The 21833-nt window shown below is 74.2% G+C and carries 14 protein-coding genes; 7 read left to right on the forward strand and 7 right to left on the reverse strand.

Annotated elements, in window-relative coordinates; genetic code table 11:
• Positions 1-452 precede the first annotated feature (452 nt).
• Complete coding sequence (locus tag ACZ7G1_RS17475) at positions 453-1019, reverse strand: MarR family winged helix-turn-helix transcriptional regulator (RefSeq protein ID WP_470878058.1); 567 nt, start codon at positions 1017-1019, stop codon at positions 453-455.
• Between the two features lie 151 nt (positions 1020-1170).
• Between ACZ7G1_RS17475 and ACZ7G1_RS17480 the strand changes: the two genes are divergently transcribed.
• Positions 1171-2439, forward strand: coding sequence for an MFS transporter (locus ACZ7G1_RS17480; RefSeq protein WP_470878188.1), 1269 nt, complete (start codon positions 1171-1173; stop codon positions 2437-2439).
• Here ACZ7G1_RS17480 and ACZ7G1_RS17485 read toward each other — a convergent pair.
• Both ACZ7G1_RS17485 and ACZ7G1_RS17490 read right to left on the reverse strand, forming a co-directional pair.
• Complete coding sequence (locus ACZ7G1_RS17485; protein ID WP_470878059.1) at positions 2436-4100, reverse strand: ATP-binding SpoIIE family protein phosphatase; 1665 nt, start codon at positions 4098-4100, stop codon at positions 2436-2438. The genes ACZ7G1_RS17480 and ACZ7G1_RS17485 overlap by 4 nt on opposite strands.
• Before the next feature lie 106 nt (positions 4101-4206).
• Positions 4207-5571 (reverse strand): NAD(P)/FAD-dependent oxidoreductase, encoded by a 1365-nt coding sequence (locus ACZ7G1_RS17490; protein WP_470878060.1) that lies wholly within the window; start codon positions 5569-5571, stop codon positions 4207-4209.
• A 353-nt stretch (positions 5572-5924) separates the two neighbouring features.
• Here ACZ7G1_RS17490 and ACZ7G1_RS17495 point away from each other — a divergent pair, with 353 nt between their 5' ends.
• Both ACZ7G1_RS17495 and ACZ7G1_RS17500 read left to right on the forward strand, forming a co-directional pair.
• Positions 5925-6716, forward strand: a complete 792-nt coding sequence (locus ACZ7G1_RS17495; protein WP_470878061.1) for a TetR/AcrR family transcriptional regulator — start codon at positions 5925-5927, stop codon at positions 6714-6716.
• Between the two features lie 228 nt (positions 6717-6944).
• Positions 6945-8963, forward strand: coding sequence for a sigma-70 family RNA polymerase sigma factor (locus ACZ7G1_RS17500; RefSeq protein WP_470878062.1), 2019 nt, complete (start codon positions 6945-6947; stop codon positions 8961-8963).
• Here ACZ7G1_RS17500 and ACZ7G1_RS17505 read toward each other — a convergent pair.
• From ACZ7G1_RS17505 to ACZ7G1_RS17515, 3 genes are read right to left on the reverse strand one after another with little or no spacing between them, the layout of a single operon-like run.
• Entirely contained in the window at positions 8950-12273 is a 3324-nt protein-coding gene (locus ACZ7G1_RS17505) for an AfsR/SARP family transcriptional regulator (protein WP_470878063.1), read from the reverse strand. The two genes, ACZ7G1_RS17500 and ACZ7G1_RS17505, sit on opposite strands and share 14 nt — an antisense overlap.
• Before the next feature lie 54 nt (positions 12274-12327).
• Positions 12328-12882 carry a Uma2 family endonuclease gene (locus tag ACZ7G1_RS17510; RefSeq protein WP_470878064.1) on the reverse strand — a complete coding sequence of 185 codons (555 nt, stop codon included), beginning with the start codon at positions 12880-12882 and terminating at the stop codon, positions 12328-12330.
• 26 nt (positions 12883-12908) lie between these two features.
• On the reverse strand, positions 12909-15128 hold the full coding sequence (locus ACZ7G1_RS17515; RefSeq protein ID WP_470878189.1) for an asparagine synthase-related protein: 2220 nt from the start codon (positions 15126-15128) through the stop codon (positions 12909-12911).
• A 571-nt stretch (positions 15129-15699) separates the two neighbouring features.
• On the opposite strand from ACZ7G1_RS17515, the gene ACZ7G1_RS17520 reads away from it, so the two are divergent.
• The 4 genes from ACZ7G1_RS17520 (at position 15700) to ACZ7G1_RS17535 (ending at position 20797) form a co-directional block, all read left to right on the forward strand.
• Positions 15700-17142 carry an MFS transporter gene (locus tag ACZ7G1_RS17520; protein WP_470878065.1) on the forward strand — a complete coding sequence of 481 codons (1443 nt, stop codon included), beginning with the start codon at positions 15700-15702 and terminating at the stop codon, positions 17140-17142.
• Positions 17143-17254: 112 nt separating this feature from the next.
• Positions 17255-18439, forward strand: a complete 1185-nt coding sequence (gene lhgO / locus ACZ7G1_RS17525; protein WP_470878066.1) for an L-2-hydroxyglutarate oxidase — start codon at positions 17255-17257, stop codon at positions 18437-18439.
• Between the two features lie 55 nt (positions 18440-18494).
• Positions 18495-19322, forward strand: a complete 828-nt coding sequence (gene trmB, locus ACZ7G1_RS17530) for a tRNA (guanosine(46)-N7)-methyltransferase TrmB (protein WP_470878067.1) — start codon at positions 18495-18497, stop codon at positions 19320-19322.
• A gap of 122 nt (positions 19323-19444) precedes the next feature.
• Positions 19445-20797 (forward strand): PrsW family intramembrane metalloprotease, encoded by a 1353-nt coding sequence (locus ACZ7G1_RS17535; protein ID WP_470878068.1) that lies wholly within the window; start codon positions 19445-19447, stop codon positions 20795-20797.
• A gap of 22 nt (positions 20798-20819) precedes the next feature.
• On the opposite strand, the gene ACZ7G1_RS17540 is transcribed toward ACZ7G1_RS17535, so the two are convergent.
• Positions 20820-21761 (reverse strand): aldo/keto reductase, encoded by a 942-nt coding sequence (locus tag ACZ7G1_RS17540; RefSeq protein ID WP_470878069.1) that lies wholly within the window; start codon positions 21759-21761, stop codon positions 20820-20822.
• Between the last annotated feature and the right edge of the window lie 72 nt (positions 21762-21833).

Below are 21833 nucleotides of genomic sequence, written 5' to 3' on the forward strand. Positions count from 1 at the left end.
AAGGTGCGGACGCTTCCTTCGTTCCTGTTTCCAGGCCCTCCGGGCGCTTCCTTCGTTTCCGACTCTATCAGATCTTTCCGATCCGATTTCCTCGGTGCTTTCCGGTCCCTTTCGCTTTCGCTCCGGGCCCTTCCGGCGATTCCGACTCTATCAGATCCTTTCGGCGTCTGATTCCCAGTCAGCGGGGTTTGTCTTTCCGGCTGTTGGGCCGTTCCGACGTCTCAAACTCTAGCGGATTTCCCCGGCGGCTCATAATCGAGTCTTTCGAAATGAATTTCGGCATGCCGAAATTCGTCCCGGTGGGGAGATCGTGCTGAGTAAGAGGTGCCGCATCTGCGGCGGGATGGTTGTCGGAGAACCGTTCCGGCTCGGTGACAACTCGGAGAACAGTACGCATCCGGAAGGGGCGTGTCAACCCCCGGCCAGGGCGTCAGCGGAGCGTCGCCGGAGGGTCAGTCGAGGTCCTTGAGGCGGCCGCCGGCGTCGGGCTGGGTGAGCTCGACGCGGCGGAGGAGGCGGATGAGGACTTCGCCGAGGATGCCCCGCTCGTCGGTGGTGAGGTCCTGGAGGAGGTCCTCCTCGAAGGCGGTGGCCATGCGCATGGCCTCCAGCCACTTGGAGCGGCCCTCGTCGGTGAGCTCGACGATCACGCGGACGCGGTTGTTCTCGTCGCGGTCGCGGGTGACCAGGCCTTCTCCCGCCATGCGGTCGATGCGGTGGGTCATCGCGGCCGGGGTGAGGCCGAGGCGCTTGGCGAGCTCGCCGGGGCCGAGCCGGTAGGGCTCGCCGGCGAGGACCAGGGTCTTGAGGACCTCCCACTCGGCGTTGCTGATGCCGAGGTCGGCGAGCTGGCGGCCGTACGCCACGTTCATGCGGCGGTTCAGCCGGCCCAGCGCGGAGACGACCTTCTCGACCTGGGGGTCGAGGTCGCGGAACTCGCGCTGATAGGCGGCGATCTGCTCGTCGAGGCTCGGCTCCTGGGGGGCCTGCTGGCCGGACCGCTCGGTGGTGTCGGACATGCGGCGAGTATCCCACGGGCCCCGTTGGCATTGAAGTCCTTCAGTGTGTACTGTTAAGGCGTTAACTTTAGTGTTGAAGTCTTCAAGGTTCAGGGTTACACCTCTGAACCTGCGACCGAAGTGGGTGAGTGTGACCGAGGCGAGGGGCGCGATGCGCCGGATTCAGGCAGGCAGCGCGCTGAGCGCGTTCGGACTCGGCTTCACGGTGCCGTACCTCTATGTGTACGTCGCCCAGGTGCGGGATCTGGGCGCGGCGACGGCGGGCATCGTGCTGGCGGTCTTCGCCATGGCCGCACTCGTGGTGCTGCCCTTCAGCGGGCGGGCCATCGACCGGCGCGGGCCGGTGCCCGTGCTGCTGGTCGCCTCGGTGGTCGCCGCCGTGGGTGCGGTGGGGATGGGCTTCGCGTCGAGCGTGCCGGCGGCCGTGGGTGCCGCGGCGCTGCTCGGTGCCGGTACGGCGGTGCTCCAGCCGGCCCTGGCGACGATGATCGTCTGGTGCTCGACGCCGGTCGGCCGGACCCGGGCCTTCGCCATGCAGTTCTTCCTGCAGAACCTGGGCCTCGGTGTCGGTGGTCTGATCGGCGGTCTGCTGGTCGACACGAGCCGTCCGGGCAGCTTCATCCTGCTGTTCTCGATCGAGGCGGCGATGTTCCTGGTCCTCGCGGCGATCGTCGGGACCGTGCGGATGCCGGGTTCGCCGGCGTTCCAGGGCGCGCGTCCGTCCGAGGGCGGCAAGGGCGGCGGTGTTCGGGCGCTGCTCGGGCACAAGGCGATGGTGCAGCTGTGCGTGCTGGGCTTCGTCCTCTTCTTCGCCTGCTACGGACAGTTCGAGTCGGGCCTGGCCGCGTACGGCACCGAGGCGGCCGGCATTCAGCCGTCGACGCTCGGGATCGCGCTGGCCGCCAACACGGCGGTGATCGTGGCGGCCCAGTTCCTGGTGCTGAAGTTCGTCGAGCGCCGGAAGCGGACGCGGGTGATCGCGGCCGTGGGTCTGATCTGGACCGTGGCGTGGCTGATCGCCGGGTACGCGGGTCTCGGGCACGGCAGCCAGACGATGGCGACGGCCGCGTTCATCTCGACGTACGCGCTGTTCGGGCTCGGTGAGGCGATGCTGTCGCCGACCGTGGCGCCGCTGGTGGCCGATCTGGCGCCGGAGTCGATGGTGGGGCAGTACAACTCGGCGTTCGCGCTGGTCAAGCAGCTGGCGCTGGCGGTCGGTCCGGCCGTGGGCGGGCCCATGGGGGCCGCGCTGCACGGTCCGTACATCGTGACGTTCGTGCTGTTCTCGCTGGGCATCACGTTCCTGGCGGTCCGGCTGGGCCGGCGGCTGACGCCGGAGCAGAACCAGCCTTCGCTGGCCGGGAAGCCGTCGAAGGTCGTGGCGCGGCACCAGCCCGAGAAGGAGGCCGCGGCCGTCTAGTCGGCCCCGGTGACGCGGTCGGGGAGGGCGAACTCGCACCAGACCGCTTTGCCGCCGCCCGGTGTGCGGCGGCTCCCCCAGGACGAGGCGATCGTCGCGATGATGGAGATCCCGCGACCCGCCTCGTCTTCCGTTTCCGCTCTGCGGCGGCGCGGGAGGTGGTCGTCTCCGTCGGTGACCTCGATGATCAGCCGGCGGTCGGTGCGGCGCAGCCGGAGCCGCATGGGCGGGGTGCCGTGCTGGAGGGAGTTCGCGACGAGTTCGCTGGTGGCGAGGACGCCCAGGTCGCGCAGTTCGACGGGGAAGCGCCAGCTGGACAGGACGCCGGAGGCGAAGGCACGCGCGCGGGGGGCGGCCTCGACGCCGCCGAGGAGTTCCAGGGCGGCGTTGTGGAAGAGCTCGGCGTCCGCTCCGGCGCGGGAGGGGTGCTGGACGACGAGGACGGCGACGTCGTCGTCGTGCTCGGCGGTGACTCCGAGGGAGCGGAGCAGCCGGTCGCAGACGACCTGGGGGGTGCCGCTGGCGCCGGAGAGTGCGCGGGCGAGGGCGGCGACGCCCTCGTCGATGTCCTCGCGGCGGCGTTCGACCAGGCCGTCGGTGTAGAGGACGGCGGTGGAGCCGGGCGGCAGGGCGATGGAGCCGGAGGCGTGCAGCCAGCCGCCGGTGCCGAGTGGCGGTCCGGTGGGGTCCTCGGCGCGGCGGACGGTGCCGTCCTCGTCGCGGACGAGGATCGGGAGGTGGCCTGCGGAGGCGTAGACGAGCTTGCCCTCGTTGGGGTCGTGGATCGCGTAGACGCAGGTGGCGATCTGGCTGGCGTCGATCTCGGCGGCGAGGCCGTCGAGGAGCTGGAGCACCTCGTGCGGGGGCAGGTCCAGGCGCGCGTAGGCCCGGACGGCGGTGCGGAGCTGGCCCATGACGGCGGCGGCGCGGACGCCGCGGCCCATGACGTCGCCGATGACGAGTGCGGTGCGGCCGGCGCCGAGGGTGATCACGTCGTACCAGTCGCCGCCGACGGCCGCGTCGGTGCCGCCGGGCTGGTAGGTGGCGGCGATGCGGAGGTCGTCGGGCTGTTCCAGTTCCTGCGGGAGCAGGGAGCGCTGGAGGGTGACGGCGGTCTCGCGGTGGCGGCGCTCGCTGGCGCGGAGCCGCTCGGCGGCTTCGGCGTGGTCGGTGACGTCGGAGGCGTGGACGAGGACTCCGCCGCCGTCGAGCCGGGGGCTGTCGACGGGCAGGCAGGTGACCGTGTACGACCCGCCGTCCTGGGTGCGGCGCGACTTGACCGTGCGGGGCTTGCCGCTGCGGAGCACCTGGTCCATGAGCGGCAGCAAGCCGAGTTCGTCGGCCTCGGGGCAGGTGTCGGCGACGGTCGCGCCGGCGGGGCGGGGGCCGAACGCGGCGGCGTAGGCGTCGTTCACGTACGCGATGCGGTGTTCGGGGCCGTACACGAGGGCGACCAGGCCGGGGAGGCGGCCGAGGAGCTCCCGTACGGAGAAGTCCTCCAGGGAGGGGACCTCGGCGGTCTCGGCGGTGTCGTCGGTCTCGGCGGGCTGCTCCAGCTGCTGCCCGTACTCACCGCGGGCTGCGGGCACGGAGCCTTCGGTCCCCCGCGCCGCGCGGCGCTGCGTGCCGGGGAGCCGGGCGCTCCAACGGGTGAAGTTCACGGATCTGTATGCCTCGTGGTGTCGGTGCCGTGCAGAGTCACGCTGTGCAGGTGTGAGCCCACCTATGGTCACACGTCCAGTGTGGACGAGTGCACTGACAGTGATGTCAGGACGACGGCTTGTCGCCGGTGTCGGGTGGCGGAGCGGCGGCGAGTTCGAATTCGGCGCGGGGGTGTTCCAGCGAGCCGAGGGAGACGATCTCCCGTTTGAACAGGCCGGACAGGGTCCATTCGGCGAGGACCCGGGCCTTGCGGTTGAAGGTGGGGACCCGGCTGAGGTGGTAGGCGCGGTGCATGAACCAGGCGGGATATCCCTTGAGCTTGCGTCCGTAGACGTGGGCGACTCCCTGGTGGAGGCCGAGGGAGGCGACGGAGCCGACGTACGCGTGCGCGTACTCCTTGAGGGGTTGTCCGCGCAGGGAGGCGGCGATGTTGGCGGCGAGGACCTTGGCCTGGCGGACGGCGTGCTGGGCGTTGGGCGCGCATTCCCTGCCGGGTTCGTCGGAGGTCACGTCGGGGACGGCCGCGGCGTCGCCGGCGGCCCAGGCGTGGTCGACGCCGTCGACGGTGAGCCGGGCGGTGCAGCGGATCCTGCCGCGTTCGTTCAGCGGCAGGTCGGTGGCGGCGAGGACCGGCGCGGGTTTGACGCCGGCGGTCCAGACGACGGTACGGGTGGGCAGGCGGGTGCCGTCGCTGAGGACGGCGACCCGGTCCTCGCAGGAGTCGAGGCGGGTCTCCAGGCGTACGTCGATGTTCCGGCCGCGCAGCTCGCGGACGGCGTACTTGCCCATCTCCTCGCCGACCTCGGGGAGGATCCGGCCGGAGGCCTCGACGAGGACCCATTTCAGGTCCTCGGGCTTGACGTTGTGGTAGTACCGCGCGGTGTAGCGGGCCATGTCCTCCAGCTCGGCGAGGGCCTCCACGCCCGCGTAGCCGCCGCCGACGAAGACGAAGGTGAGGGCGGCGTCGCGGAGGGCGGGGTCGCGGGTGGAGGAGGCGATGTCCATCTGCTCGATGACGTGGTTGCGCAGGCCGATGGCCTCCTCGACGGTCTTGAAGCCGATGCCGTGGTCGGCGAGGCCGGGGACCGGGAGGGTGCGGGAGACGGAGCCGGGCGCGAGGACCAGTTCGTCGTAGGTGAGCTCGGTCGGTCCCGTGCCCTCCTCCTCGGTGGCGAGGGTGGAGAGGGTCGCGGTCCTTTTGGCGTGGTCGATGGTCCTGACCTCGCCGATGAGGATCCGGCAGCGGTCGAGGACCCGGCGGAGCGGTACGACGACGTGGCGCGGGGAGATCGAACCGGCCGCGGCCTCGGGCAGGAACGGCTGGTACGTCATGTACGGCTCGGGGGTGACCACCACGATCTCGGCGGTGCCGGCTCTGAGCTCGGCCCTGAGCTGCCGCTGGAGGCGCAGCGCGGTGTACATGCCGACGTATCCACCGCCGACCACGAGAATGCGCGCAGGTTCGGTCACTGTCCCATGACGCACCGCCGTCCGTTGTTTGTCCACAGGCTCGGCAAATTGTGTGACCGGAGGGGTATGGAGGCGCGGGGTGGCGTTCACTTCACTCGCGGAGGTGTTCGCGCAGGTCAGAGCGGGTGGGGCGGGGAGGTTACGGGGTCGGAATCGGGAGTGTTCCGGGCCTTGCTCCGATCGGGGGGCGGACCGTACGGAACTTCCCCTTCTGAATTGACCCCGACTCAACTATGTTCGTACTTCATCGGGGTGTCGGATCGGAGCGCGTGGACCTCAGCGCCGGTCGGACGAGAACCCCGTGTCAGGGCGGGGAGTCTCCGGGGGGAGACATCATGAGCGGGGGAACGCTTATGCAGATTCAGGATTCGCGATGGCCGACGGGCGCCGGGACGGCGATCGTCGACGACGGCCACGGTTCGGGGAGCGCTGTCTCCGAGCCGCGCAACGGAACGGTGGTGCCCGGCGGCAGGTCCGCCCCGCTGCGGGTGGACGCCCAGCGCAATCTGGAGCACGTCCTGCGCGCCGCGCGCGAGGTGTTCGGCGAGCTGGGCTACGGGGCCCCGATGGAGGACGTGGCGCGTCGCGCCCGCGTGGGGGTCGGCACGGTCTACCGCCGGTTCCCCAGCAAGGACGTCCTGGTGCGGCGGATAGCCGAGGAGGAGACCTCCCGGCTGACCGACCAGGCGCGGGCGGCGCTGGGCCAGGAGGAGGAGCCGTGGTCGGCGCTCTCCCGGTTCCTGCGGACCTCGGTTGCCTCGGGCGCGGGTCGTCTCCTGCCGCCGCAGGTGCTGCGGGTCGGCGTGGACGAGCCGGTGGTGCTGCCCGTCGGCGACGAGGGTGACGACACGGCCCGGGTCCCGTACCAGCGGGGTGGCGCCGAGCAGGGCGACGCGCGTGTGGTCGCGCCGCGCGGTGTGCCTGCGGAGGAGCGGGACGACGCGGGAGCGGCGGAGCTGCTGGAGGTCGTCGGCCGGCTCGTCGACCGGGCGCGTGAGGCGGGTGAGCTGCGGGCGGACGTGACCGTCGCGGACGTCCTCCTGGTCATCGCCACGGCGGCGCCTGCGCTGCCGGACGCGGTGCAGCAGGCGGCTGCCTCGGCCCGGCTCCTCGACATCCTGCTCGAGGGCCTTCGGTCCCGGTAACTCCCTCCGTCTCCTCGTACGTCGCGGCTCGTACGTCGCGGTGGGAGGCGGCTGTTCCGTGGTCCGGGCGGACCAACGAGCATGACACGAACGTGTGAGCGGTTACGCCCGGATACCGGAAGTCTCCCCGGACGAGTGGTAAGTGGACGCGCCGCTTCGGCGTGCCCGCGCTCTGTGGCAGGCTTGGCCGGTGTTCGGGTCTGGGCGTGCGTGACGGGGGCTTCCGCGATGAGCGGTGACGGTCGGGACGAGCCGCTGGGCGACGGCGGTGGCATCGAGCCCGGGGGGTCGCTCCCCCCGCAGGTGCCGAGCCAGGGTGGACCCGGTGGTCTCTCCGGCGCGCCCGAACGGTCCGGTGCGGTCGGCCAGGCCGACCCGAGCGTTCCCCAGCAGCGGGAGGGGAAGTCCTTCACACCGGTCGCGGGCCTGGTGCCCGCGGTGTCTCCCGACGACGCTTCCGGCGAGGCCGAGGACGACGAGTCCGAGGGCGTGCTGCCGCCGCCCGTCGCGCTGCCGCCCTCGGACGCCGAGCTCGTGCAACTCATGCGGGACGGGGACGGATCGGCGTACGAGGAGCTGTTCCGGCGGCACTCCGACGCCGTGCGGCGGTACGCGCGGACCTGCTGCCGGGACGCGCACACCGCCGACGACCTGACGGCCGAGGTGTTCGCCCGTACCCTCCAGGCGGTACGGGGCGGGGCCGGGCCCGAGCAGGCCGTGCGCGCCTACCTCATGACCACCGTGCGGCGGGTCGCGGCGAACTGGGCCAGGACGCAGAAGCGCGAACACCTCGTCGAGGACTTCGCCGTCTTCGCGGCGGAGGCGGCCCGCTCCTCCGAGGTCTCCGACCAGACTGTTTCCTTTGGAGCGGGCATGGACCTCGGCGCGGACGTCCGCGCCATGCACGAGGCCGAGCAGTCGCTCGCCATGCAGGCCTTCCGGTCGCTGCCCGAGCGCTGGCAGGCCGTGCTGTGGCACACCACCGTCGAGGAGGAGTCGCCCAGCGACGTCGCCCCGCTCTTCGGCCTCACCGCCAACGCCACCGCCGTGCTCGCCAGCCGGGCCCGCGAAGGCCTCAAGCAGGCCTATCTCCAGGCCCACGTCAGCCAGTCGCTGACCGCGGGCGGGGACTGCGCCCGGTACGCGGACCGGCTCGGCGCCTACGCGCGCGGCGGGCTGCGGATGCGGGCCGAGCGCGGCCTGCGCAAGCACCTGGAGGAGTGCGCCAAGTGCCGGCTCGCCGCCGGTGAACTCGCCCACGTCAACGCCGGGATCCCCGCGCTGCTGCCGGTCGCCGTCATCGGCTGGTTCGCCGCCGGGTACTCGCTCAAGGCCGCCGGGGTCGTCGCCGGTGGCACCGCCGCCGCGGCCGGAGCGGGCGCGGCGGCCGCGGCCTCCGGCTCCTCCGGCGGCGCGGCCTCCGGCGGGGCCGCCGCCGAAGGCCTCGGCGCGCCCGCGAAGGCCGGGATCGCCGCGGCCATAGCGGTGGCGGCCGCCGCGGGCCTCGTGTGGGCCATGGCCGGGGACCCGCAGCCGGTGGCCGCGCCGAAGCCCGCGCCGCAGGTCGTCACCCCGGTCGTGCCGCCTGAGCCCGCGCCGCCGCCGAAGCCGACGCCCAAGCCCGTACCGCCGCCCCCGCCCGTACGGTCCGAGCCGCCGCCGCCCAAGCCGACCCCGACGCCGACCCCGACGCCGGAGAAGCCGTCCCCCAAGCCGACGCCGAAGCCCACGCCCAAGCCCACGCCGCCGCCCAGCCCCAAGCCGAAGCCGACCCCGAAGCCCACACCGCCGCCGACGGTCGCGGCGCCGACCGTCTACCGGGTCGACGAGCTGCAGTACGGGGTCTTCGGCGACGGCACCAAGCCCGAGGTGTCCCTCGCGGACAGCAGCTGGATGTGGCAGCGGAGCAGCCTCTCCATCGGCGGTACGCCGTACGCGCACGGCGTCAGCGTCCACGCGCCCTCGTCGCTGCTCGTCGACCTCAACCGGCAGTGCACCAGCTACGACGCGGTCGTCGGCATCGACGACCTGAGCGCCTGGCTCGGCTCCGGCGGCGTCCGCTTCTCCGTCTACGGCGACGGGGAGCGGCTCTGGCGCTCGGACGTCGTCCGGGCGGGCGACCCGCCGCTCCCGGTGCACGTCGACATCACCGGCCGCAGCACCCTCCGGCTCGTCGTCGAGGAGCACACGCCGTTCGGGCGGGCGGCCGTCGCGGACTGGGCGGAGTCCCGGATCAGCTGCTCCTGACGGAGACCAGGGACAGGACGCCGTCGACGTCGAGGCCCTCGCCGGCCGCGCGGGCGGCGGCCAGGCCCGGTGCGCCGAGGACGGCGAGGGCCTTCGCGGTCAGCGCCTCGGCGTCCCGCAGCTGGGGGACCGAGCGGGGGATGTCGCCGCGCCAGACGTCGACCGCGGCCAGGACGGTCACGGCGAGGGCGGGTTCGCCCGCCTCGGCCAGGGTGGTCGCGAGGCCCTCGCCGAGCGCCGCGCCGACCAGGGTCGCGCACTGGCCCTCGTGTGCGGCGCGCAGCGCGGCCGCGGCGCGGGCGACGGCCTCGGCCCCCTTGCCCTCGTACGCTTCGACGAGCGCGGCGAGGCCGCTCACCGCGGCCGCGAAGTGCGGGGGCGGGGTGCCGCCGTTGACCAGCCGGCCTGCCTCCTCCAGCTGACGGCGGGCCTCCGGGACGTCGCCCTCGTGCAGGGCGATGGCGGCGCGCAGGAAGCCGACGATCGTCCGGGCGTCGTGGACGCGGTAGCGCTCGGCCTCCGCCTCGGCCTCCGCGAGGCCCTTCTTCGCGGCCTCCATGTCACCCGAGTGGTAGCGGAGTTCGGCGAGACGGGCGAGGAGGAAGGGGCTCTCGGCGTGCGCGCCGACCTCGCGGGCCAGCCCGAGCGCCTCCACGTACGCCGCTCCGGCCTCCTCGTGGCGGCCCCGCATCATGTGGGCCTCGGCCGCCGCACTCGCGACCTGCGCCCCCATCCAGCGGTCGCCGACCCGGCGGGCCAGCTCCCGCAGCTCCGCCAGGTCCTCGTCGACCCCGGGCATGTCGCCGGGCATGTCGACGACCATGTGGGTGCGGAACATCAGCGTGACGCCGATCTCCCAGTCGCCGCCGTGCCGGCGGCAGTTGGCGACGGCGGTGTCGAGCAGGGCGCGGATGGCGGCCGGTTGCTCGGTGAGGTACGCGGTGAACGGCCAGAGCAGACCGGGGAAGCGGGCGGCCTCGGGGCCGGGGTCGGCGCCGAACGCGGCACGCACCCGCCGCACCAGGGCGGAGACCTCCGGGTCGTCCTGGAACTCGGTGGCGTCGTGGGATTCCACGGCGAGGAAGAAGTGCAGCATCCGCAGGTGCATGCGCGGCCAGTACCGGGGATCGGCCGGATCCTCCGGGTCCTCGCCGAGCGCGACCGCGCGCTCGACCCAGGCCAGGCCCTCGGGACGGTAGTTGCGCAGCCACCAGAACCAGCCCATCGCGAAGACCAGCCGGTGGGCCGCGGCCTCGTCGGGGTCGGCGACGAGCACCCGGTGGAAGGCGGCCCTGATGTTGTCGAGGTCCCGCTCGATCCGCTCGATCCAGGGCAGCTGCTCCCCGGAGCGCAGCCGGGGCTCCGCGGTCTCGGCGAGCGCCGTGAAGTGGGCGGTGTGGACGGCCTCGGCGGCGGCGAGGAGGCCGGGGGTCTCGGCGGCGCGCTCGACGGCGTACTCGTGGATCGTCTCCAGGAGGCGGTAGCGCATCTCGCCCCCGTCGACGGGGGCGGCGACCACGAGGGACTTGTCGACCAGCGCGCCGAGCGCGTCCGCGGCGCGCGGGGAGAGCGCCTCCGCGGCCGCCAGGTCCCAGCCGCCGGCGAAGACGGAGACCTGGCGCAGGAGGGTGCGCTCGTCGGGGTCGAGGAGCTCCCAGGACCAGTCGACGACGGCGCGCAGGGTCTGCTGGCGGGGCAGGACCGTGCGGGAGCCCGAGGTGAGCAGCCGGAACCGGTCGTCCAGACGGTCGGCGATCTGCCGGGGGGTGAGCAGCCTGAGGCGGGCGGCGGCCAGTTCGATGGCGAGCGGCAGGCCGTCGAGCCGGCGGCAGATCTCCTCCACCGCGCCGCCGTCCCGCAGGGGGTCGAACGCCGGACGCACCGCGCGGGCCCGCTCGGCGAACAGCCGGTGCGCCGGGTCGGGCGGCAGCGGCTCGACCGGCCTGACCGACTCGCCGGGCACACCCAGGGGTTCGCGGCTGGTCGCCAGGATCCGCAGCCGCGGACAGTGCGTCAGCAGGGTCTCGGCGAGCGCGGCGGCCGCGTCGATGACGTGCTCGCAGTTGTCCAGGACCAGAAGGAGCGGGCGGTCCGCCAGGTGCTCCACGAGATGGGCGGTCGGGTCGTCCCTGAGCGGCACGCCCTCGCGGGTGATCAGGCTGATCTCCCGGAGCCGCAGCGCGGACAGGACGGCGCCGGGGAGCGCCTCCGGGTCGTCCAGGGGCGCCAGTTCGGCTATCCACGCCTCGGGGCCGGCCGCCCTGACCGCCGCCTCCTCCGCGAGCCGCGTCTTGCCGGAGCCGCCGGGCCCCGTGAGCGTGACGAGGCGCGAGCGGCCCAGCTCCGCGTCGAGCGCCGCGAGCTCGGGCTCGCGGCCGACGAAGGAGGTGAGACGGGGGCGGATGTTGCCGGCCGGGGGCGGCTGGGGCGGTGCGGTCTGGGGCTGGTCCGGCCGGGGCTGGTCCGTCTGGGACGGGGGCGTGGGGGGCTGATCCGTCTGGGGCTGGTCCGTCTGGGGCTGGTCCGTCCGGGACGGGGGCGTGCCGGTGGGAGCCGTCGCGGTGGGGGCCGTGCGGGAGGGCGGGGGCGGGGGCGGGCCCGTGAGGAGTTCGTGGTGGAGGGCGGTGAGTTCGGGGCCGGGGTCGGCGCCGAGGGCGTCCGCGAGGGTGCGGCGGGCGGACTCGTACGCGGTGAGGGCGTCGGCGTGGCGGCCCTCGGCGCGCAGGGCGCGGATGAGCTGGGCGCGGAAGGTCTCGTCGTACGGGTACGTGGTGGTCAGCTCGGACAGTTCCGGTACGAGTCCGTCGGTGGCGCCCCTGCGCAGGTCGGCCTCGACGCGCCGGCGGAGGGCGGCGAGCCGCTGGGCCTCGGGGCGGACGCCCGCCGGGTCGGGCAGGTCGGCGAGGGCGGGGCCGCGGAAGAGGCCGAGGGCCTCCCGGAGGAGCGCGGCGGCCGCGTCGGGGTCGTCGGCGTCGAGGCGCGTCCCCGCGTCCCTGACGGCGCGCTCGAACACGTACAGGTCGATGTCCTCGAGGCCGGCGACGAGCCGGTAGCCGGGGCCGGGGGTGGAGGCGACGGCCTCCCGGCCGATGACCCGGCGGAGGCGGCCGACCAGGGCCTGGAGGGCGGCGGGGGTGTCCAGCGGCGGCTCGTCCCCGTACACGTCGTCGGCGAGCTCGGTGACGGACGCGGGCCGTCCGCCGCGCAGCGCGAGCGCCGCGAGGAGGGCGCGCAGCCGGGCGCCGCCGAGAGGGAGGGGGGTGCCGTCGGGCCGGAGGGCCTCGGTGGTGCCGAGGATGAGATACCGCACCGGCTCATTGTGGCCGGTGGCGGGGGCGGGCGCCTCGGGGTTTGCCCCTAGGCGTCAGAACGCCGAGGTGTCGAGCTCGAAGCCGAGCGGGTGGGGAAGCGGGACGATCGTCCCCAGCTTGTGGACGGCCTTGTGGTCGTAGTCGTCTCCGGCGGGGCCGGAGCAGACGACGGCCTCGCCGGCCTCGCGGTCGATGAGGAGGTAGAGGGGGATGCCCGCGCGCGCGTAGGCCCGGGACTTCCGGCACCGGTCACGGTGCGCTGACAAGAAGGAGGTCACCTCGGCGACGAGCAGGACGGCAGCTGGGGCCTGCCAGATCAATTCGTTCCGGAAGGCGCCTCTGAGGGCAAGTGTGAGGTCCGGAACGACGCGGCCGTCGACCGGTCTGCCGGGGCCGCCCGGTCCACCAGGCGTCCTCAGTCCGATGCCGGCGTGCGCGCTCAACCGCCTGTCGGTGTCGGTCAGCTGGTCGCGCAGTCCCGCCACGATCTCTCCGTGCTGCCCGTCGTCGGGTGGCGACACGCATACTTCTCCTTCGATCAGCTCCACCCGCCAGCCCTCGGGCTCCTGCGCGCTGTACAGCTCGAAGACCTGCTCCACCGTCGACATGCCGTCATTCTCCCGCTCGGCGGGCCTCAGGCCGGGAGGGAGCGGGAGGCCGGGATGAGGGGGCCCTGGACGGCGCGGTGGGCGCGGGGCTGGGTGGTGTCGGTCCAGCAGGAGCCGCGGCGGGCGAGGAGGCGGCGGAGCCAGAGTTCGGTGGAGACGAGGTCGGCGAGGCCGTCGAGGGGGACGGGGGCGCCGTCGGCGGCGGAGCGGAGGGCCTTGCGGACGACGCGGGCGTCGATGAGGCCGGCGTCGGCGAGGAGCGGGGCGTCGAAGAGGGCCAGGAGGCCCGGGAGGGCGGCGCGGAGGCCCGCGCGGGTGGCGGCGGCGGGAACGGCGGGGTGGGGTACGCCCCAGCCCGGCGGGAGTTCGCGGACGCCGGCGCCGGCGAGGACCGTGCGGAGCACGCCCGCGCGTGCGTCCGGCTGGACCCGGAGCGATTCGGGGAGCGCCCGGCAGGCCCGTACGACCTGGTTGTCGAGGAAGGGGGCGTGCAGCCGCTGGCCGCGGATCTCGGCGGCCTGCTCCAGGACACGGTGGTCGGCGGCGGCGCGGACCAGGGCGGCACGCGCGCGTGCCTCGCCCGGGCGCTGGACGGCGGCGGGCAGGGTCGCCGCCCGGTTCAGGCGAACCGATACTTCGGCCAGCGCCTCCCCCGTCAGCCAGCGCGCCGCGGGCCCCGGCCGGGACCAGGCGAGGGCGGACAGCGAGGCCTCCAGGGGCCCGAAGCCGTCGGGCGCCACGCGGTTCGCCTCGAGGACCCGGCGGGCGGCCGTCTCCAGACCGGTGCGGTACGGGGTACGGGCCAGCTTCCGCGCCGCCCGGTAGACGGTCAGCGGCACCAGGAACGCCCCCGCGGACGGGCCCGAGGCCTTGGCGAGCGCGGTCACGGGACGCACCAGGGAGCGCCGCCTGCGGTCCATCAGGAGGTCGGCCAGGCGCGCCGGGTGGGCGTCGAGGACCTGCTTGGCGCCCATCCCGGTGAAGTGGTCGGCGCTGCCGCCCGCGAGCCGCCGCCGGTGCCGCTCGGCCGTGACGAGCGCGGGGCCCGGCTCGTCGGTGAGGGGGCCGTCCAGGGCGGCGTACGGCAGAGCCTCCTCGCCGGCGGCGACGACCACGTGGTGCAGGCGCGGGTCGGAGGCCAGCTCGCGGGCCCGCTTCAGCTCGGCCTCGCGGCCCGAACCCGCGCGCGTGGCCAGGTCGTTGAAGGTGACGGCGAGCAGCCGCTCACCCGCGCCCGCTCCGTGCCCGATGATCGTGCCCGGCACGCCGGGGAGGCCGGCCGCGAGGAGCGCGAGGGTGCCGGAGGCACTGCCGCCTGACAGGTCGGCGCCGATGCCGGGGGCCGGGCCCGCGCCCCGGGCGGCGCGGCGGTCGGCGGGTCCCATGCCGGGGACCGGGCCCGGGTCGGGGAGCGGGGCCTCGGGCGCGTGCCGGGGGGCGGTGAGCCGGGCGCGTACGGCTTCGACGAGGGCGTCCCGCACCCCTTCGACGGCCTGGCGCGGCTCGGCCTCGGGCGCGGCGACGGCGAGCGAGGCGACCTGTTCGTACCCGGCGATCTCGCGCGAGCCCTCGCGCAGGATCAGCGCGTGGCCGGGCGGCACCCGTCGCACCCCCTCGTACGGGGTGGAGTCGCGCAGCGCCTCCGGGGTCTCGGGGCAGGCGAGCAGGGCCGCCAGGTGGCCGATGTCGAGCTGAGCCTCGACGAGGTCGGCGAGCGGCAGGGCGGCCGTGGCGAACGCGGTGCCGCCGGCCCACGGGGTGTGGAACACCGGCCGGGCGCCGGCGAGGTCGCCGGTGACGGTGACCCGGCGGCCGGCCCTGACGACGGCCGTGTAGCTGCCGGGCCATGCCGTGAGATGCCGCAGCGCGCCCCCGCGCGCGGTGAGCAGGCCGATCCGCAGTTCCTCGTCGCTCGCCGCGCAACAGCCGAGCACGGCGAGGCGGGTGTGGTCGTCGACGGCCACCAGGCGCACCTCGTCGGGCCGCCAGTCGCCGACCGCCCACAGCGGGTCGGGGCCGCCCCACAGGAGCTGTGCGCCCACCGGCTGCACCGTGCGCCCCTCGGCCGCCGGATCGCCGGAGCCGTATCCGAGGCCGTCGTGCCGGCCGGAGCCGTATCCGGGACCGTCGTGCCGGGCGGAGCCGTATCCGGGACCGTCGTACCCTGCGGAGCCGTATCCGGGAGGGTCGTACCCGGTCGCGGAGGACAAGCCGGCGACACTGCTCCAGCCCACCAGCCATCGCATCGGCGCCTCCACATCCGTTTCGGTGGGAGACATGCTGCCACGACAACGGCGCACGGGGCGGGGTCCGGGTGCACGCGCGCGAAAGCCGAATGCGCCCCTGGCATGGGCCAGTTGGGCGTCGGAGACACACCGGCGTCATTCGGCCAAATATCGACCGTGCCCGGTGGGTTTGGAACGCGGACGGGGTGTTCTCGCCGCCGCCGGACGCCCGGCAGCCCGGGAGGCGCTCCCGCCTCCCGGTGCCGTCCGCCGCCCGCGGGGAATGGGGCGGCGGAATCCCCCAGCCCACTGGTCCGGGACACCGTTCCCGGCCGAGCGGGCCGACCCACGCGTCATTCATGGAAGCGCTCCCCCTCGGACCGGACGAGAGCGCACGGCCGGGCGCACGGCCACACGGCGGGAGCACGGGCCGGGCCGCCGGCACCCGACGGCGGCCGGTCACACAACAATCTCGCCATACGGAACACCGCCCCTTAACGGTAGGGATGCGGCGAACTACGCTGTGTTTACGAATGCCGCACGCCTATGCCCGGCGTCGTGGCGGCCGGCTGTGTTGTCGAGGGGTGGCGTCATGTCCAGGGAGCAACGCGGGCCGAACGAAAAGCTCGGCACGGTTCTCGCCCTCGCGGGAATCAGCAACGCCGGGCTAGCCCGGCGCGTCAACGACCTCGGCGCACAGCGGGGTCTGACGCTTCGTTACGACAAGACCTCGGTCGCCCGCTGGGTGTCGAAGGGCATGGTGCCGCAGGGCGCCGCCCCGCACCTGATCGCCGCCGCGATCGGCCAGAAGCTCGGGCGGCCCGTGCCGCTGCACGAGATCGGGCTCGCGGACGCCGACCCGGCGCCCGAGGTGGGGCTCGCCTTCCCGCGCGACGTGGGCGAGGCGGTCCGCTCGGCCACCGATCTGTACCGGCTCGACCTCGCGGGGCGGCGGGCCGGCGGGGGCGGCATCTGGCAGTCGCTCGCCGGCTCCTTCGCGGTCAGCGCGTACGCGACCCCGACCTCCCGCTGGCTGATAACGCCCGCCGACCCGTCGGTCGAGCGCGAGGCCCCGCGGCCCGGCCCGGGCGGGGGCGGCGCGGCGGCCGCGGAGCACGCGCGCGTGGGGCACAGCGATGTCGCCAAGCTCCGCGAGGCCGCCGAGGACGCCCGCCGCTGGGACTCCAAGTACGGCGGCGGGGACTGGCGCTCCTCCATGGTCCCCGAGTGCTTACGCGTGGACGCGGCTCCGCTGCTGCTCGGCTCGTACTCGGACGAGGTCGGCCGGGCCCTGTTCGGGGCGACCGCCGAGCTGACCCGACTCGCCGGCTGGATGGCCTTCGACACCGGGCAGCAGGAGGCCGCCCAGCGCTACTACATCCAGGCCCTGCGGCTCGCCCGCGCCGCCGCGGACGTGCCCCTCGGCGGCTATGTCCTCGCCTCCATGTCCCTGCAGGCCACCTACCGGGGCTTCGCCGACGAGGGCGTCGACCTCGCCCAGGCCGCCCTCGAACGCAACAGGGGGCTCGCCACCGCCCGCACCATGTCCTTCTTCCGGCTCGTCGAGGCACGCGCGCACGCCAAGGCCGGGGACGGGGTCGCCGCCGCGGCCGCGCTCAAGTCCGCCGAGGGCTGGCTGGAGCGGTCCCGGGAGGGCGACGCCGACCCGACGTGGCTCGGCTTCTACTCGTACGACCGGTTCTGCGCCGACGCGGCCGAGTGCTACCGGGACCTGAAGGCGCCCCGGGAGGTGCGCCGCTTCACCGAGCAGGCGCTGTCGAGGCCCACCGAGGAGTTCGTCCGCTCGCACGGGCTGCGGCTCGTGGTCTCCGCCGTCGCCGAGCTGGAGTCGGGGAACCTCGACGCGGCCTGCGCGGCGGGCACGCGCGCGGTGGAGGTGGCGGGGCGGATCTCCTCGGCGCGGACCACGGAGTACGTACGGGATCTGCTGCACCGGCTCGAACCGTACGGGGACGAGCCGCGGGTCATGGAGCTGCGGGAGAGGGCCCGGCCCCTCCTCGTCTCCCCAGCGTGACGCGCCGCTCCGGCGGGGCCCGTGGCCCGACCGTGACGCGCGTCCCACGAAGTGGGCGTTTAGCGGCGTTGTCAGTGGGCCAGTGCACTATCGGGGGTGGGAGGTGGCGCTGGTGTTTGACTGTGACGTACTGGTGATCGGCGGAGGGATCGTCGGTCTCTCGACGGCGTACGCGGTGACGCGTGCCGCTCCCGGTACCCGGGTCACGGTTCTGGAGAAGGAGCACGCTCTCGCGCGCCACCAGACCGGGCGCAACAGCGGGGTGATCCACAGCGGGATCTACTACCGGCCGGGCTCGCTCAAGGCGCGGTACGCGGTCGAGGGCGCGGCCGAGATGGTGAAGTTCTGTGCGGAATGGGGCATTTCGCACGAGGTGACCGGAAAGCTCATCGTCGCCACCACGCGCGACGAGCTGCCCCGGCTGCACGCGCTCGTGCAGCGCGGCCGGGAGAACGGCATCCCGGTGCGCGAGCTCGGCCCGGCGCAGATCAGCGAGTACGAGCCCCGCGTGCGCGGCCTCGCCGCGATCCACGTCGGCACGACCGGCATCTGCGACTACGGCGCCGTCTCCGAGCGGCTCGCCGAGGCCTCCAAGGCCCGCATCCTGTACGGCGCCGAGGTCACCGTGATCGACCGGCGGCCGTGGGGCGTCGCCGTGCGGACGGCGGACGGCCGGATCGTGCGGGCCCGGGTCCTCGTCAACTGCGCGGGCCTCCACTGCGACCGGATCGCGCGCCTCGCCGGCGACGACCCCGGCATGCGGATCGTCCCCTTCCGGGGCGAGTACTACGAGCTGAAGGACCCCTCGCTGGTGCGGGGCCTGGTCTATCCCGTCCCCGACCCCGCCTTCCCCTTCCTCGGCGTCCACCTCACCCGGGGCATCGACGGCGGCGTCCACATCGGGCCCAACGCGGTGCCGGCGCTCGCCCGCGAGGGATACGGCTGGTCTGTCGTCCGCCCGCGCGAGCTGGCCGGCACCCTCGCCTGGCCCGGCTCCTGGGCCATCGCCCGCGCCCACTGGAGATACGGCGCCGGCGAGATGCACCGCTCCCTCTCGAAGCGCGCCTTCACCGAAGCGGTCCGCCGGCTCCTCCCGGTCGTCCGCGAGTCCGACCTCCGGCGCGCGGCGCCGGGCGTGCGGGCCCAGGCCGTCCTGCGGGACGGCACCCTCGTCGACGACTTCCTCTTCCGCGAGGAAGCCCGCACGGTGCACGTGCTCAACGCTCCCTCGCCCGCCGCCACCGCCTCGCTCCCGATCGGCCGCGAGGTCGCGTCACGAGCGCTGGCCCAGCTGTAGCGGGGGCCGGGGGACGGTGGCCCACCCCGGGGGCCGCCGTAGAATCGGTGGCATTGTGTCTGAGCAGATTGAGAACGGCCCGCAGGCCGCCGCCGAGCCCGCCAAGACCGCCGCCGAGCCCGCCGCCGAGCCCGCCAAGGCCGCCGCGCGGCGGGGCAGCCGGATGTTCGCTCCCGGCGAGGGGCCCATGCCCGATCCCGCCGGGGCGCACCACGAGCGGCGCATCCGCAGTTTCCAGCCGCGCCGGAGCCGGGTCACCTACGGGCAGGCCGAGGCGATGCTGAAGCGGTGGCCCGACTGGGGCCTCGACATCGACGGCAAGGGCGTCCTCGACCTCGGCGAGATGTTCGACGGGCTGCCCGTCGTCATGGAGATCGGCTTCGGCATGGGCGAGGCGACGGCGCAGATGGCCGCGGCCGACCCCGGCACCGGCATCCTCGCCGTGGACGTGCACACGCCCGGCCAGGGCAATCTGCTCGGCCTCGCCGACCGGAACGGACTGACCAACGTCCGGGTCGCCAACGGCGACGCGATCATCCTGCTCCGCGAGATGCTCGGCGACGCGAGCCTCGACGGCTGCCGGGTCTACTTCCCCGACCCGTGGCCCAAGGCCCGCCACCACAAGCGCCGGCTCATCCAGCCCGAGTTCCTCAGCCTCCTCGCGCCGCGCATGAAGCCCGGGGCCGTGCTGCACTGCGCCACGGACTGGGAGGAGTACGCCGTGCAGATGCTGGAGGTGCTCTCCGCGCACCCGGACTACGAGAACACGCAGGCCGACGGGGGCTACGCGCCCCGCCCGGACTTCCGTCCGCTCACCCGCTTCGAGGGCCAGGGCCTCGACAAGGGCCACGTCGTCCACGACCTCCTGTTCCGCCGGAAGTGACCGGGACCTCCGCCGCAAGTGACCGGGACCTCCGCCGGAAGCGACCCGGACCTCCGGCGGAAGTGACGGGGACGGCTTAACCCCGTCGCCCCGTGTCGGTGGGGGTCGTTAGGGTCGCTCACGTGTCGAACCCTGCCCCCGCCGACCTGCCCGCCGCCGGCCGGCCCCCCGAGGACACCGCGCCCGTGCCGCACCGGGACAGCGACGAGCCGGCCTTCCCGGCCGCCGCCGACCGGTCGAAGTGGCGCTACAAGCCACGCCGCGCGTTCTGGCGCAGCCGGGTGGTCCGGGCCGTCGCCGTGATCACGCTGCTCGCGCTGTGCGCCCTGGTCATCCTGGCGCTGGTCCGCGAGCAGACCGGCACCCAGGGCTTCCTCGTCGGCCTGGGCCTCGCCGTGCTTCCCGTACCGCTGCTCATGGCGGCGTTCCGCTGGCTCGACCGGGTCGAGCCGGGGCCGTGGAAGAACCTGCTGTTCGCCTTCGCCTGGGGCGCCTTCGCCGCCGCGCTGGTCGCGATCCTGGCGAACTCCTTCGCGGTCCGCTGGATAGCCACGGCCACGGCGGACCCGGACTCGGCCGACAACCTCGGGGCGACCGTCATCGCGCCGGTGGTGGAGGAGAGCGCGAAGGCCGCCGCGGTCCTGCTGCTGTTCCTCTTCCGCCGGCGGCACTTCGGCGGGCTCGTCGACGGCGTCGTCTTCGCCGGTTTCACCGCGACCGGCTTCGCCTTCACCGAGAACATCCTCTACCTGGGCAACGCCTTCGGAGAGGACCAGGAGGTCGGCCGCGCGGGCATCGGCATGGTCACCGCGGGCACCTTCTTCGTCCGGGTGGTGATGTCGCCGTTCGCGCACCCGCTGTTCACCGTGCTCACCGGCATCGGTTTCGGCTTCGCCGCGCTCGCCCCGCGCGGCAAGCGGCTGCGGAAGGTGCTGCTGCCGCTCGCCGGGCTGCTGCTCGCGATGGGCCTGCACGCCGCCTGGAACGGCTCGGCCACCTTCGGCGGCCCGTGGGCGTTCTACGCGGTGTACGGGGCGCTGATGGTCCCGGCCTTCGGCCTGCTGACCTGGCTCGCGGTGTGGAGCCGGCAGCGCGAGCTGCGCACGATATCCGGCGAGCTCCCGGCGTACGCGGCGGCCGGCTGGCTCTCCCCCGCCGAGCCGCTCGCGCTCTCCTCGATGCGGGCCCGCCAGCTGGCCCGGTCCTTCGCGGGCCGGACGTACGGCCCGGAGGCCGCGCGGGCCGTCGGCGAGTACGAGTCGTTCGCGACGACCCTGGCGTTCCTGCGGGACCGGGCCCGGCGCGGCACGGCCGGGCCCGATTTCCCGGCCCGCGAGCAGGAGCTGCTGCACCACCTGTGGCAGCGGCGCGCGGTCGCCTCGCCCTCCCTGACGTACGCGGCGCGGGCGACGGGCCGGGTGTGGGCGCCGCCGCAGTACCTGGACTACGGCGGCTACAACCCGTACCGGAGCTAGCCAGCGCCCCGAAGGAAGGGCCTCAGCGGGCCGACGCCTCCGTCAGGAGGTCGAGCTCCGACGCGGTGAGCGTCAGGTCGGCCGCCGCGATCAGGGCCGGGACCTGCTCGACCGTGCGGGCCGAGGCGATCGGCGCGGCGACGGTGGGGCGGGAGGCGAGCCAGGCGAGGGCGACGCTGGCGAGCTCGGCCTGGTGGGCCTCGGCGACGGTGTCGAGGGCGGAGAGGACGGCCCGGCCGCGCTCGGTGTCGAGGTGCTTGCCGGCGGCGCGGGCGCTGTCGACGGTGACGCCGGGGCGGTACTTGCCGGTGAGGAAGCCGGAGGCGAGGCCGTAGTAGGGGACGGCGGCGAGGCCGGCCTGTTCGGCGGTCTCCAGGAGCGGGCCTTCGTAGGTGTCGCGGGAGACCAGGTTGTAGTGCGGCTGGAGGGCCACGTACCGGGCGAGGCCCTCGGTCTCGGCGAAGTCGAGGGAGGCGCGCAGCCGCTCGGGGGAGATGTTGGAGGCGGCGACGGCGCGGACCTTGCCGTCCTTCACCAGCTGGTCGAGGGCGGTGACGATCTCCTCGACGGGGACGGTCTCGTCGTCGAAGTGCGTGTAGTACAGGTCGATGTGGTCGGTGCCGAGGCGGCGCAGCGACTCCTCGGCGGCGGCCTTGATGGTGGTGGCGGAGAGCCCCTTGAAGTGGGGGTGGGCGCCGACCTTGGTGGCGACGACGATGTCGTCGCGGTTGCCGCGGGAGGCGAGCCAGCGGCCGATGACCGTCTCGGACTCGCCGCCCTCGTTGCCCTCGGCCCAGGCGGAGTAGACGTCGGCGGAGTCGACGAAGTTGCCGCCCGCCGCGGCGTAGGCGTCGAGGACGGCGAAGGACTGGGCCTCGTCGGCGGTCCAGCCGAAGACGTTGCCGCCGAGGGCGAGCGGGAAGACGTGCAGGTCGGAACTGCCCAGCGGGCGCAGAGAGGTCATGGGGGGATCAACCGCTCGCGCCGCCGGGCCTATTCCGTCCGGGCTCCGGGAGGCGGGGCGCCCGGAGCGGGT

This window comes from Streptomyces sp. NPDC037273, from assembly GCF_055603625.1.

Excerpts from the sequence above, each read along its gene's own strand:
- ACZ7G1_RS17475 (WP_470878058.1), bottom strand. The coding sequence starts at position 1,019 with ATGTCCGACACCACCGAGCGGTCCGGCCAGCAGGCCCCCCAGGAGCCG.
- ACZ7G1_RS17480 (WP_470878188.1), top strand. The coding sequence starts at position 1,171 with ATGCGCCGGATTCAGGCAGGCAGCGCGCTGAGCGCGTTCGGACTCGGC.
- ACZ7G1_RS17495 (WP_470878061.1), top strand. The coding sequence starts at position 5,925 with ATGCAGATTCAGGATTCGCGATGGCCGACGGGCGCCGGGACGGCGATC.
- ACZ7G1_RS17500 (WP_470878062.1), top strand. The coding sequence starts at position 6,945 with ATGAGCGGTGACGGTCGGGACGAGCCGCTGGGCGACGGCGGTGGCATC.
- ACZ7G1_RS17510 (WP_470878064.1), bottom strand. The coding sequence starts at position 12,882 with ATGTCGACGGTGGAGCAGGTCTTCGAGCTGTACAGCGCGCAGGAGCCC.
- ACZ7G1_RS17515 (WP_470878189.1), bottom strand. The coding sequence starts at position 15,128 with ATGCGATGGCTGGTGGGCTGGAGCAGTGTCGCCGGCTTGTCCTCCGCG.
- ACZ7G1_RS17520 (WP_470878065.1), top strand. The coding sequence starts at position 15,700 with ATGTCCAGGGAGCAACGCGGGCCGAACGAAAAGCTCGGCACGGTTCTC.
- ACZ7G1_RS17540 (WP_470878069.1), bottom strand. The coding sequence starts at position 21,761 with ATGACCTCTCTGCGCCCGCTGGGCAGTTCCGACCTGCACGTCTTCCCG.